Raw genomic sequence first — 12,618 nt, forward strand, 5'->3', positions numbered from 1 at the left:
CCACTCAGTGAAAATACTGCAGTCATCCGCGCAGGCTTCGCCCGATCCCTCGGGCTGCAACCTGCAGAGCTGCAACCAATCTGGCTCGATCACGACCGATACTCGGCACCACGATGCCCAGCGCAGCCACCACACTCTCGTCCTCGCCGCGAACCGGCACGGCCACCGAACACGCCCCGAGCGTCATTTCCTCCACCGTCTGCGCGTACCCCTCACGATGCACGCGACGTAATTCACCGTCCAACGTTCCCGGATGAGTCACCGTGTACGGGGTGATGCGGGCCAGGTTCCTCAGCACGCGATCGTGCACCTCGCGCGGGGCGTAGGCCAACAACACCTTGCCGACTCCGGTCGCATACAGGGGCAGGCGAGCTCCGACCCGGCTGACCGCAGGCACCGACGCGTGTCCGGCCAACCTGTCGAGGTAGAGCACCTCGTCGCCGTCGCGAATGGCCAAGTGCACCGTGGCGAGCGTCGCGCCGTAGATGTCGTGCAGAAACGGCGAGGCGACCTCTCGCAGATCGGCTTGATCCGGTGCCAGCAAGCCCAACTTCCACAGTCGCCTCCCCACCACGTAGCGGCCGTCGTCGCCGCGGACGAGCGCGCCCCAGTCGACCAGTTCACGCACCAGACGATGCGCGGTGGCAGCGGGCAGGTCGGCACCGTCCGCCAGCTCCGTCAGCGTGAGCGCAGGGGTCTTCTCGTCGAACGCCGCAAGCAGAGCCAACAGTCGCGAGGCCACCGATGCCCCGGGATCCCGCGTATTGCCTGCCACCTGCACGACGATAGCCCCCGGCGAACTCGAAGTTAGGGATGAATTCGGACGCAAATCCATCCATAACTTCGAGTTCGGCAGAGGTGCGCAGCATCGTTGGTTGACATCCACGACCCCGTCGCGCAATCATTATTGGCGTAGCGCCAACAAGCCACAGGCACGCTTCGAACCAAGGACCCACCATGACTGCACTCGCAGACCGCACCAGTGACGATGTCGCTACCGAGCTCGCCGACGTGCGACAGCTCGCCCGAGGATTCTTCGAGAAGGAGGTCGCGCCCCACCGCGAGGAATTCGCGGCAGCCGGGCGCCCCAGCCGCGAGGTGTACCGCACCGCAGGCAGCCTCGGGCTGCTCGGCATGTCGATCCCCGAGCAGTACGGCGGGGGCGGGGGCGACTTCCGCCACGAGGCGGTGTTGTTCGAGGAACAGGTCCGCGCGGGCGACTCGGCCATGCAGCTCGGCGTACACAGCGGCATCGTTCCGCACTACCTCCTGGCCTACGCCTCCGACGACAAGAAGCAGCAGTGGCTGCCGAAGCTGTGCTCGGGAGAGTGGATCGGCGCCATCGCGATGACCGAACCGGGCACCGGCTCGGATCTGCAGGGCATCACCACCCGCGCAGTGCGTGACGGCGACGACTACGTCGTGACCGGCGGAAAGACCTTCATCTCCAACGGAGCTCACTGCGATCTGATCATCATCGCCGCCAAGACCGATCCGTCCGCGGGAGCACGGGGACTGTCACTGCTCGTCGCCGAGGTCTCCGACGACACCGAAGGTTTCCACCGCGGACGCGTGCTGCACAAGATCGGTCAGAAGGGCCAGGACACAGCCGAACTCACCTTCGACGGACTCCGCATCCCCGCCGCCAATCTTCTGGGCGAAGTAGAGGGACGCGGCTTCGCGCAGTTGATGCAGCAACTCCCCCAGGAACGCCTGATCTGCGGCATCGCCGCCGCCGCGATGATCGATGCCGCCGTTGCGCAGACCGTCGAGTACACGAAGTCGCGCAGCGCTTTCGGCAAGACACTGTTCGATCTGCAGAACACCAAGTTCGAGCTCGCCGAATGTGCCACCATCGGCCGCGTCGTGCGCACCTTCGTCGAAGACGCATTGGCACAGCACATCTCGGGCAGCCTCGACGTCACCGCGGCAGCAATGGTCAAGTACTGGACCACCGACCGACAGTTCGAGGTGGTCGACCGTTGCCTGCAGCTCTTCGGTGGGTACGGATACATGGAGGAATACCCCATCGCCCGAATGTTCGTCGACGGCCGCATCGCACGCATCTACGCCGGTGCCAACGAAGTCATGAAAGACCTCATCTCTCGCTCTCTGTAGAACCCGCACCGACCCGAGGATCCGATGAACAGCCCAGCCGCACTGCACACGTCCACGATCACCGGCGAGATCGGCACCGACCGCGTACTCGTACTGACGATCGACGACCCGACTCAGTCCACCAATACGATGAACGCTGCGTTCGGCGAGTCACTCGGGCAGACGGTCGACTGGCTCGAGGCCAACCGCGACGCATACGACGGTGTCATCGTCACTTCGGGGAAGGACACCTTCTTCTCCGGCGGCGATCTCGAGCTGCTGCGGGATGCAGGCCCCGGTGACCACCAGGCCATCGCCGAGGCCCTCGACTTCACCAAGGACAAGTTTCGCCGGCTCGAGAAGCTGGGCAAGCCCGTGGTGGCTGCGCTCGGCGGCACCGCACTCGGCGGAGGCTTCGAGATCGCGCTGGCCTGTCATCACCGAATTGCCCAGAACAACAGCAAGGCTCGATTCGGGCTGCCCGAGGTGACGCTCGGATTGCTTCCCGGGGCCGGTGGAGTCACCAGGACGGTCCGCATGTTCGGCATCGTCAAGGCTCTGACACAGGTGGTGGGCCAGGGCCAGCGGTATCGGCCGGTGCAGGCACTCGAACTCGGACTCGTCGACGAGGTCGTCGACACCCACGAGCAGATGATGGCCAGCGCTCGCGCCTGGATCGTCGCCAATCCAGAAGCGCTGCAGCCCTGGGACAGGACGGGATTCAAGATCCCCGGCGGCACCGCAGCCTCACCCGCATTGGCTGCGCAGCTGCCTGCCTTCGCGGCAAGGGTACGCAAGCAAGTCAAGGGTGCACCCATGCCCGCTCCGATCGCGGTGGTTGCCGCGGCCGTGGAAGGGTCGGTACTCGACTTCGAGACGGCATCGATCGTAGAAACCCGCTACTGCACGTCGCTCGCGTGTGGGCCGATCTCGGGCAACCTCATCCAGTCGATGTTCTTCGATCTCGGCTCCATCACCAAAGGCGCTTCCCGCCCTCCGGCCGAACCACATCGAGTCCCCGAGAAAGTGCTGGTGATCGGGGCCGGAATGATGGGTGCCGCCATCGCCTACGTCGTCGCCTCGGCACGGGTTCCGGTGACCCTCCGCGATATCTCGATCGAATCCGCGGAGCGTGGAAAGGATTACGCACGTTCGATTCTCGGCAAGGCCGTCGCGAAGGGACGTAAGACCCAGGCCGACGCCGATGCGGTGCTCGCGCTCATCACGCCCAGTTCCGACGCCGCCGATGCCGAGGGGTGCGATCTGGTCGTCGAGGCCGTGTTCGAGGATCCCGCCGTCAAGCAGGGTGCTTTCGAGGCGGTCGACAAGTATCTGACCGCCGATGCACTGCTGTGCTCGAACACCTCGACACTGCCCATCACCGAACTGTCGACGGGAGTCTCGCGCACCTCGGACTTCATCGGCACGCACTTCTTCTCCCCGGTCGACAAGATGCCGTTGGTGGAAATCGTGGTGGGAGGACACACCAGCGACTCCGCGCTGGCCCGCGCGTTCGACTTCGTTCGCTTGATCGGCAAGACCCCGATCGTGGTCGGAGACAGCCACGGTTTTTTCACCACCCGCGTCATCGGCCGGTTCATGGACGAGGCGATATCGCTGGTCGCCGAGGGCGTGCATCCGGCCACCGTCGAGCAGGCCGCGCTTCAGGCCGGTTACCCGTCCGGTGCGCTGGCCCTGATGGACGAGATCTCGTTGACCCTGTCCCGACACATCCGCGAGGGCATGGCCGACGCCGCGCACGCTGACGGTCGACAGTGGATCGTCTCGAACTCGTATGCCCTCGTCGACCGTCTGGTCGACGAGTTCGACCGTCCGGGCCGCAAGGCCGGACGCGGGTTCTACGAATACGCCGAGGACGGCACCAAGGTTGGATTGTGGCCGGGTCTGGTGGACCACTACCACCGCCCCGATCACGGAATTCCGTTCGAGGACATGATGGATCGGATGCTCGTCGCCCAATCACTGGATTCGATCGCGTGTCTCGACGAGGGCGTCCTCCGAACCGTCGCCGACGCCAACATCGGTTCCATTCTGGGTATCGGTTTCCCAGCCTGGACCGGGGGTGTGTTGCAATTCGTCAACCAGTTCGACGGTGGACTACCGGGATTCGTGCACCGAGCCGACGAGCTGCAGGCGCGGTACGGCGACAGGTTCGTCGTGCCGAGGTCGCTGCGTTCACGCACCGAGCGGTACCTCTGAGATCGCGCTCGCTCGGTTCGGTGCGATCATGACAACCATGCCGGCTGCAAGTACACCCAAGTGGAACCGACTGGAACCGGACGAGCGACGGACGCAGATTCTGGCCGCCGCCGTTCGATTGTTCGGCGACAAGCCGTACGCCGAGGTCTCGATGGCCGACGTGGCTGCGGCTGCGGGTGTTGCACGCGGGCTCATCCACCACTACATCGGCAGTAAACGCGATCTGTACCTCGAGTGTGTTCGTTTCCTGGTCACCGTGCCACCGATCGAGGACGTGCACTTGCCCACGGGCTCGGTCGAGGAGAGGGCTCGCGGGAGTGTGCACTGGCTGGTGGGTGTCATAGAAACGCACGGCACTGCGTGGGTGTCGGTGGCGAGCGGCTCGGGCGTCGACGAGCAGGTGGCGCAAATTCTGGACGAGGCAGACGACCTTGCTGCCGAGCGTGTCTTGGCTGCAACGGCTTTCGATGCGCACCGCGGCGACAAACGCATCGCCACCTCCGCCGTGCGGGCGTTCGGCGGCATGGTGAAGGCGGCGGGCCGCGAGTGGCTGGTGCGTGGCACGCTGACCCGTGAACAGGTGGAAGTACTGCTGACGGACGTACTCGTCACCGTTCTCGCAACCTCGCGCTCTCTCGACGACGCCCCAGATCGTTAGCCGGGCAATTCATTTCGCTGCATGACTCCAAGCGGCATTGCACGCAGTCACTATTGACACCGCGCCAATAAGGTGAAACTGTGACCGTATTCACCCGGGCGCATGTCGCCCCCTCTCGCGCAAGGGACTTCGCCATGTATCTCACCCAAGGCCTTCATCGATCCGCATCCACCACACCCGATCGCGCAGCAACGGTGTTCGGCGATCGCGTGCGGACTTTCTCGGAGCAGATCGACCGCGTCGCGAGATTGGCGGCCGGCCTGCATTCCGTCGGAGTCGAGAGCGGCGATCGCGTGGCGATGCTCGCCTTCAACAGCGACCGATACTCTGAGTACCTGCTCGCGGTGCCGTGGGCCGACGCCGTACTCAACCCCGTGAACATCCGGTGGTCGCCCGTGGAGGTCGCGTACGCACTCAACGACTCCGACACCAAGGTCCTGCTGGTCGACGACACGTTCGGTGCCATGGTCCCGGCACTACGCCCGGCCTGTGCCGGCCTGCAGACCATCGTCTACTGCGGAGACGGTGCCACCCCCGAGGGCATGGTCTCCTACGAGGACCTGGTGGCGACCCACGATCCCATTCCCGACGCGCGACGCAGCGGCGACGCACTCGCCGGCCTGTTCTACACCGGTGGCACCACAGGTTTCCCCAAGGGCGTCATGCTCTCGCACGCGAACCTCGTCACCTCCGGCCTGGGAACGGTGGCGACCGGGCAGCTGCTCGACGACGCATCGATCCTGCTCCATGCCGCTCCGATGTTCCACCTCGCCGATCTGGCCGCGTGGGTGGGTCAGGTCATGCTCGGCGGCACCCACGTCATGGTTCCGTTCTTCGAGCCGACCGCCGTCCTCGGAGCGATCGCGAAGCACTCGATCACCGATGTCCTGTTGGTACCGACAATGATTCAGCTTCTCGTCGACCACCCCACGTTGAGCGAGTTCGATACCTCCTCGCTGAGCCGCGTGCTGTACGGGGGATCACCGATCTCCGCGGGTGTCCTCGAGCGCACCCTCGCCCGGCTCCCGCAGGCTCGCCTCACTCAGGCCTACGGCATGACCGAGCTCGCACCCGTCGCGTCGCTGCTCTGGCCGGAACACCATGTGGGAGAACGCATCGGCTCGGCCGGTCGCGCGGCCCCGCACTCGGAGATCCAGATTCTCGGCCCCGACGACGAGAAATTGGCCACCGGATCCGTCGGCGAGATCTGCGTTCGCGGTGGACACGTGATGCTGGGCTACTGGAACAAGCCGGACGAGACCGCGGCGGCCGTTCGCGACGGTTGGATGCACACCGGCGATGTCGGCTACCTCGACGCCGACGGATTCCTGTTCGTCGTCGATCGACTCAAGGACATGATCATCACCGGTGGCGAGAACGTCTACAGCGCCGAGGTCGAGAGCGCACTGAGCCTGCACCCCTCGGTGCTGGCCTGCGCCGTCATCGGTGTTCCCGACGGCGAATGGGGCGAACGCGTCCACGCCTGTGTTGTGCTGGCCGAGGGCACCTCGCCGACGGTCGAGGAACTTCGCGATCACACCCGCAGCTACGTTGCCGGATACAAGACGCCGCGCACCATCGAGTTCGTCACCGCACTGCCCATGAGCGGCGCGGGCAAGATCCTCAAGCGCGAACTGCGGGACGCCTACGTCGCCACGGAGTCCACCGAAGCACTTCTGTGATCACGCAACGGTCGATGTTGCCTGACGAGTCCTCGGGTCACAGCCCGCGCGCTCGAGAATTTCGTCCTGATGAATCTCGGCCTCACCCATGCCGGTCGCCGCAATTCGCTCGTAGTCGTCCACCAGTGAATCGCCAACGCGCGCATAGCGTTCGAGCCATGCGCGCGCAGGCCGGCACGCAGCTGCTCGAGTTCAACTGTCAGTTACGGTGGTCCCCACTGACGAGCAGCGGCACGATGTTGCGGTGTGCAAACGCAAGCAGATCGTCGTACGAATCGAGCGGAGCAGCGGCCGTCGGCGTCAACAGAATCGAATGAACAACGCGTACAACGATTTCCGGCGCGTCGGGCACCGCGAACGTATCTGATTGCAGTTCACCCCTTGCGATGTGCGCGGCAGCGTCGATCGCGGGCCCCAGCAACGCCGACGCATTCGTGGTCAACTGCTCGAGCACCAAGGAACTTTCGGAATCGAACATCGTGAGCAGCACCGGATTGGTGCGCACCGAGTCGATGGTCGTGGCGAATCCGTGCGCCGCCCGATCCGCCCGTGACGTCTGCTCCGCGGCCGCAGCCGTCACCGCCACCAACAGTCGCGACGACTCCCGCGCCATGACGGCCCGGACCAAGTCGTCCTTGGATCCGATCCGGCGATAGACGGTCACCCGGTTGATTCTGGCGCGCTTGGCCACGTCGCCGATGGTGGTCCGAGGAATTCCGACCTCACCGAACAGCTCCAAGGCGGCATCGAGAATCGGGCCGTCGTCACCGTCAGGATGCATCGCTCGATCCTAACGGTCGACCGACTCGAGCTGAATGCAACATTGCAACACTTTGTGTTGCTATGTAGCATCGAGTTCGACATCGGGAAGAAACGGGGTTCGAAATGTCACGAAACAAGACGGTCGACTCGAACGGGCGCTACACGGACGAGTCCTACGCGATAGTGGCGCGCGCGGTGACATTCGACTGGTCCGGCGTTCCACTGCAATACATCCCTCACGAGTGGTACGCCACGCACTTCTGGAACGTGATGCACCTGGTCCTGCCCGAGGGGGAACGCGCGATGGCAGATGTGTTCGCCCGTGCCCTGCCGTTCATCGACGACCGGCGACTGCACGAGGAAGTCGTCGGATTCGTCGGCCAGGAAGCAACGCACGCGTCCTCCCACGAGAGCTTCCGCAATTACCTCGTCGCGCACGGAGTGGACATCGAACCGATTCTGCAGCGGATTCGCTTCGCCGTCGGCGTGGTGTTCGGCGACCACGGACTCACCGGCCGCGCCGGAAAAGCCTGGCTGAACGAGCGCCTCGGAATCTATGCAGCGGCAGAGCACTTCACTGCCGTGGTGGGCGAATGGCTGCTCGACAACACACAATTCGACCGCATCGGCGTCGACCCCACGATGCTGGACCTGCTGCGCTGGCACGGCGCGGAGGAGCTCGAGCACCGCAACGTCGCATTCGACGCGTTCCAGTACGTCGACGGGGGTGGATTCCGCCGCGCCCGCACCGCGGTGATAGCCAGCGCGGGGTTGGCCGTGCTGTGGTTCAGCACCGCCGCGTACCTGTACAAGAATTCGGTTGCCACGCCGCGCACCGGCAAGCGCCGAATGCGCACCCCCTGGCCGCTCGCTTTCGCACGCGCGTCACGCAAGAACCTCATCCCCGGTCTGTCGTTCCTGTTCGTACAGCTCGCCCTCTACATCCGTCCGGGCTTCCACCCTTCGAAGATGGGCGACATCGACAAGGCCGTGCAGTATCTGGCAGTGTCCCCCGCGGCCTTGGCGGCCCAGCGGTGACACCTACAGCACCTCCAGTGCACAGCCATCTCGGCGAGATCACCGCGACAGCACCGGGAAAGGGACTGCGGGCCGTCGGTGCCGCGTCCCGCCTCTACGCCGCACTCGTCACCGATTCGTCGATCGTGACGGCCCTGTCCCCTGCGCGGCCCCGGCGACGCGTCGGATACGAATTCGAGACCGTCGTCGACGACACGATCGACGAGGCCGAGGACGTTCGCTCACTGTTGCTGTCTCGCAGAGACGGTGCACCGCTTCCGACGTGGTTGCCCGGTGCGCACATCGACGTCACCACCCCGTCCGGCTCGGTGCGGCAGTACTCGCTCGCCGGTCGCCCCGGCGCAGATGATCGCTACCGCATCAGCGTCCGCAAGATCACCGGCGGCACCGCGTCCACCGAGATTCACACCCTCGCCCGCGGCGATGTTCTCCGCGTTCGCGGACCCCGCAACGCTTTTCCGATGGCCGAGGCCGAGCACTACCTCTTCGTGGCCGCCGGAATCGGCATCACACCCATCCGGGCGATGATCGAACGCGCCGCCCAGGACGGGGCGCGGTGGACGCTGTACTACCACGGTCGCTCTCGGGCGAGTCTGCCGTTCGTCGCCGTGCTGCAGCAGTTGGCACTGACCTCGCGTGGCCAGGTGATCGTCAAGACCGACGATGTAGACGGATTTCCCGTTCCGGCGGACATCGTCGATCTCGGGATGGGCAACTCCGCGATGTACGTCTGCGGGCCTGCGGCACTGTCGAGCAGGCTTCGCGCCGAGGCCCTCTCGAGTACGGCCGTCCGTGAATTCCACACCGAATTGTTCGCGCCCGCACCGGTGGTGGACGGCACGCCGTTCGTGTTGCAGCTCGACCGTTCCGGCGAGACCGTCGAGGTCGGTGCCCAGGAGACCGCTCTCGACGCCCTCCGTCGGTCGAGGCCGGACCAGCCCTATTCCTGTCGCCAGGGCTTCTGCGGAGCGTGCGTGGTCGGTCTCGTCGGCGGACGCGTCGATCACCGCGACCGCGTTCTCGATGCCTCCGAACGCGAGAACTCTCTCACCCTGTGTGTCTCGCGTGGTGCCGTCGACGGCGAAGTTCTCGTCCTCGATCTGTAGAAGGAGCTCGAACTCTCATGACTGCAACACAATCCGGCACGGCAATGCCGCAGATCGACGTCGCCATCATCGGCGCGGGTTTCGGTGGTCTCGGTGCCGCAATCCGACTCGAGCAGGAAGGACGCGGCGACTTTCTGATCTTCGAGCGCGACACCGCCGTCGGTGGAACGTGGCACGTGAACACCTATCCCGGTGCGCAGTGCGACATCCCGTCCGCGCTGTACTCCTTCTCGTTCGCGCCCAACCCGGACTGGACGCGGCTGTACCCGCTGCAGCCCGAGATCGAGGCGTACCTCAACGACTGCACCGACAAGTTCGGGATCCGCGATCGAATCCGCTTCGGTCACGAGGTACTGGACGCAACCTGGAACGACGAGCGGGCCCGATGGGTGGTGCGGACGAGTGCAGGAACGTGGTCGGCGCGCATCCTCATCGGAGCCCTCGGTCCGTTCAGCGAGCCGGCCACACCCGAGATCGACGGCCTGAAATCGTTCCGAGGCACCGTATTCCATTCGGCGAAGTGGAACCACGAGCACTCCGCCGAGGGGCGACGCGTCGCCGTCATCGGCACCGGAGCATCTGCGGTCCAGTTCGTTCCGCGTCTTGCCCCCGAGGCCGCACACCTGACTCTGTTCCAGCGAACGCCGACATGGATTCTTCCGCACCCCGACCGGCCGATCTCCGAATCCGGCAGATCCGTGCTCAGGAAGTACCCCCGGGCCCAGCGGGCCATGCGCCGCGTGTTCGATCTGTTCCAGGAAGCGTTGGTCCCCGGACTCATCGGCCATCGCTCGTTGCTGGCACCGCTCACGGCCATGGGGCGTGCCCACCTTCGTCGCCAGGTGAAGGATCCTGTTCTTCGCGCGAAGCTCACGCCTGGTTACGAATTCGGCTGTAAGCGACCTACCTTCTCGAACAAGTTCTATCCCGCACTGTGCCGAGAGAACGTCACCGTGGAGACCACCGGGATCGCTCGGATCGTGCCCGAGGGCATCGTCACCACCGACGGGACCGTGCACGAGGTGGACGCGATCGTCCTCGGGACGGGATTCACCGTCTCCGGCCACACCGGCTTCAGGCGCATCGTCGGCCGCGACGGAAAGTCGTTGGCAGACAAGTGGCCCGACGGTGAAATGTCGTCGTACCGGGGTACGACGGTGCACGGCTTCCCGAACTTCTTCATGCTGCTCGGCCCCAATTCGGTGGTGTACACCTCGCAGGTGGTCACCATCGAGGCGCAGGTGAACTACATTCTCGCGGCGTTGCGCGCTATGGACTCCCACGCGATCGCCTCGCTCGAGGTGAGCATGCGTGCGCAATCGGCATTCGCCGAACACACTGACCGCACGCTCGCGGGTTCGGTGTGGAACTCCGGCGGATGCAGCAGCTACTACCTGAGCCCGTCGGGCCGAAACGTGACGTACTGGCCCGGTTCGGTGCGTAACTTCACCCAGCGTATGGCCACGATCGATCTCGACCATTACCACTGGCGCAGTGCGGATTTCCAACCCGATACCCAGCTCGTCACAACGAAGGACCTCGCATGAACAATCGCATCGAGCTCGACGGGAAAGTGGCGTTGGTGACCGGTGGAGCGCGTGGAATCGGAGCCGCAACGGTCGCGGAATTGGTATCCGCTGGTGCCTCGGTGGCAGTGGTGGATCGAGACTTTCCGCCGGACGCCGTGAGTTCCGAACGGATCCTGCTGCTCACCGGCGACGTCACCGATCCCGACGCGATGGCAGACTGCGTCGCCGCGACGGTGAGCACGTGGGGCCGTCTCGACTTCGTGATCGCCAACGCCGGCATCACACCGCCGCCCGCCACGATTCGGTCGATCGACCGCGTGGTCTTCGACTCGGTGATGGCCGTGAACTTCGGCGGTGTGCTCAACATCGTGCGGGCCGCAGCCGACGAGATCGTGGCGAGCGGGGGTCACATTCTGCTCGTATCATCCTGTGCCGCCTTCACTCCCGGCATGGGCGGGTCCGCGTACATGGTGAGCAAAGCGGCGGTCGAACAGCTCGGTCGCGCCCTGAGGATCGAACTCGCCGCCGTCGGAGCATCGGCCGGCCTTGTCTACTTCGGTGTGGTGGATACCGACCTCGCACGCCACACTCTCGACAACGATCCGATGGGCCGGCGAATCGGCGGATTCCTCCCATGGCCGCTGAACAGGCGATTGCCCTCCCAACGCGCCGCGGAATTGCTGGTCCGGGCGGTGCATACGCGTCGGGCACGGCTCGTCGCGCCGGCCGTATGGACGCCGTACTTCTGGTTCCGCGGAGTTCTCAATCCGGTTCTGGAACGCAGGCTCGTCCGGGACTGTCGAGTTGCGGGCATCATCCGTGATCTGGAGAAGACACGCGCCCACTGACTCTTTCCGGCCTGGGCTACCCGCGCTCCCCGTCCACGCTGGGTACGTCACTCATCGGGGGCAGAGGTCGTGCGCACAGATCCTGGGCATCGTCGTCGGGCACTCCCAGCGCAAGCAGCACGCTGTATGCCATCGCGTCGACGGCCTGCGCGTCGTCACGATCCGGCTGCTCGAGCAGTAATTGGCCCAAGCCGACAAGTGCGCCTGCCACGAGCGCCAGGGACAGCTGGATGTCCGGTACGCGGAAGTACCCTGCGTCCACTCCGGCTCCGATGTCCCTCGCCGCTCGGGGACCCAGACCGTGCTGCGAAGTGATCAGTTCGGGGCCGGAGTGAATGAGCACCCGGCTCAGTTCCGGTTGCAGACGGAAGAGGCGGCCGGAGATCCGAAACGATCGAGTGAACGCATCGGCCGGATCGGCATCGACGTCGGTCAGCGAATCGAGATACATGCCCAGCAACTCCAGGGCACCGTCTACTGCAGCCTGGAACAGCTGGTCCCGACTCTCGAAGTGGTTGTAGAAGGAACCCATGCCCACATCCGCGGCCTTGGTGATCTCCGCAATCGGCACGTTCAGTTCCCCGGTGGCAATGAAGCCCTGCGCGGCGGAAATCAACGCACCACGCGTCTGGGCTTTGCGACGCTCGAGTCGATTGGGGGTTTGGGTCATGTTCCCTA

General features: G+C 65.0%; 11 protein-coding genes. 8 read left to right on the forward strand and 3 right to left on the reverse strand.

Translation table 11 applies throughout. From position 1 onward, the window contains the following. Window positions 1-22: 22 nt before the first annotated feature. Complete coding sequence (locus MTX35_RS07605) at window positions 23-775, reverse strand: IclR family transcriptional regulator (protein ID WP_243594384.1); 753 nt, start codon at window positions 773-775, stop codon at window positions 23-25. A gap of 182 nt (window positions 776-957) precedes the next feature. Here MTX35_RS07605 and MTX35_RS07610 point away from each other — a divergent pair, with 182 nt between their 5' ends. From MTX35_RS07610 to MTX35_RS07625, 4 genes are all read left to right on the forward strand, one after another. Further along, the gene (locus tag MTX35_RS07610; RefSeq protein WP_243594385.1) at window positions 958-2,118 is read left to right on the forward strand and encodes an acyl-CoA dehydrogenase family protein; all 1,161 of its coding nucleotides are present in this window, start codon (window positions 958-960) and stop codon (window positions 2,116-2,118) included. Window positions 2,119-2,142: 24 nt separating this feature from the next. Further along, a complete protein-coding gene (locus MTX35_RS07615) occupies window positions 2,143-4,317 on the forward strand; it encodes a 3-hydroxyacyl-CoA dehydrogenase NAD-binding domain-containing protein (RefSeq protein WP_243594386.1) in 2,175 nt (724 codons plus the stop codon). Window positions 4,318-4,345: 28 nt separating this feature from the next. After that, on the forward strand, window positions 4,346-4,975 hold the full coding sequence (locus tag MTX35_RS07620; RefSeq protein WP_308198109.1) for a TetR/AcrR family transcriptional regulator: 630 nt from the start codon (window positions 4,346-4,348) through the stop codon (window positions 4,973-4,975). 134 nt (window positions 4,976-5,109) lie between these two features. Further along, window positions 5,110-6,657, forward strand: a complete 1,548-nt coding sequence (locus tag MTX35_RS07625; RefSeq protein ID WP_243594447.1) for a long-chain fatty acid--CoA ligase — start codon at window positions 5,110-5,112, stop codon at window positions 6,655-6,657. Between the two features lie 199 nt (window positions 6,658-6,856). Here the strand turns inward: MTX35_RS07625 and MTX35_RS07630 are convergent, their stop codons facing one another. After that, window positions 6,857-7,438 (reverse strand): TetR/AcrR family transcriptional regulator, encoded by a 582-nt coding sequence (locus tag MTX35_RS07630; protein ID WP_243594387.1) that lies wholly within the window; start codon window positions 7,436-7,438, stop codon window positions 6,857-6,859. 104 nt (window positions 7,439-7,542) lie between these two features. On the opposite strand from MTX35_RS07630, the gene MTX35_RS07635 reads away from it, so the two are divergent. From MTX35_RS07635 to MTX35_RS07650, 4 genes are read left to right on the forward strand one after another with little or no spacing between them, the layout of a single operon-like run. After that, entirely contained in the window at window positions 7,543-8,457 is a 915-nt protein-coding gene (locus MTX35_RS07635) for a metal-dependent hydrolase (protein ID WP_243594388.1), read from the forward strand. A 17-nt stretch (window positions 8,458-8,474) separates the two neighbouring features. Beyond that, entirely contained in the window at window positions 8,475-9,563 is a 1,089-nt protein-coding gene (locus MTX35_RS07640; protein ID WP_243594389.1) for a PDR/VanB family oxidoreductase, read from the forward strand. A gap of 17 nt (window positions 9,564-9,580) precedes the next feature. Beyond that, window positions 9,581-11,110, forward strand: coding sequence for an NAD(P)/FAD-dependent oxidoreductase (locus MTX35_RS07645; protein ID WP_243594390.1), 1,530 nt, complete (start codon window positions 9,581-9,583; stop codon window positions 11,108-11,110). Further along, complete coding sequence (locus MTX35_RS07650) at window positions 11,107-11,940, forward strand: SDR family NAD(P)-dependent oxidoreductase (protein WP_243594391.1); 834 nt, start codon at window positions 11,107-11,109, stop codon at window positions 11,938-11,940. Before MTX35_RS07645 ends, MTX35_RS07650 begins: the two co-directional genes overlap by 4 nt. Before the next feature lie 16 nt (window positions 11,941-11,956). On the opposite strand, the gene MTX35_RS07655 is transcribed toward MTX35_RS07650, so the two are convergent. Continuing rightward, on the reverse strand, window positions 11,957-12,610 hold the full coding sequence (locus MTX35_RS07655) for a TetR/AcrR family transcriptional regulator (protein ID WP_243594392.1): 654 nt from the start codon (window positions 12,608-12,610) through the stop codon (window positions 11,957-11,959). Between the last annotated feature and the right edge of the window lie 8 nt (window positions 12,611-12,618).

This window comes from Rhodococcus sp. ARC_M12 (genome assembly GCF_022810385.1).
Lineage (GTDB): Bacteria > Actinomycetota > Actinomycetes > Mycobacteriales > Mycobacteriaceae > Rhodococcoides > Rhodococcoides navarretei.

What these genes read in the sequence shown, in the direction of transcription:
- MTX35_RS07655 (WP_243594392.1), bottom strand. Translation starts at nt 12,610, where the DNA reads ATGACCCAAACCCCCAATCGACTCGAGCGTCGCAAAGCCCAGACGCGT.
- MTX35_RS07625 (WP_243594447.1), top strand. Translation starts at nt 5,110, where the DNA reads ATGTATCTCACCCAAGGCCTTCATCGATCCGCATCCACCACACCCGAT.
- MTX35_RS07630 (WP_243594387.1), bottom strand. Translation starts at nt 7,438, where the DNA reads ATGCATCCTGACGGTGACGACGGCCCGATTCTCGATGCCGCCTTGGAG.
- MTX35_RS07615 (WP_243594386.1), top strand. Translation starts at nt 2,143, where the DNA reads ATGAACAGCCCAGCCGCACTGCACACGTCCACGATCACCGGCGAGATC.
- MTX35_RS07610 (WP_243594385.1), top strand. Translation starts at nt 958, where the DNA reads ATGACTGCACTCGCAGACCGCACCAGTGACGATGTCGCTACCGAGCTC.
- MTX35_RS07620 (WP_308198109.1), top strand. Translation starts at nt 4,346, where the DNA reads ATGACAACCATGCCGGCTGCAAGTACACCCAAGTGGAACCGACTGGAA.
- MTX35_RS07635 (WP_243594388.1), top strand. Translation starts at nt 7,543, where the DNA reads ATGTCACGAAACAAGACGGTCGACTCGAACGGGCGCTACACGGACGAG.
- MTX35_RS07650 (WP_243594391.1), top strand. Translation starts at nt 11,107, where the DNA reads ATGAACAATCGCATCGAGCTCGACGGGAAAGTGGCGTTGGTGACCGGT.
- MTX35_RS07645 (WP_243594390.1), top strand. Translation starts at nt 9,581, where the DNA reads ATGACTGCAACACAATCCGGCACGGCAATGCCGCAGATCGACGTCGCC.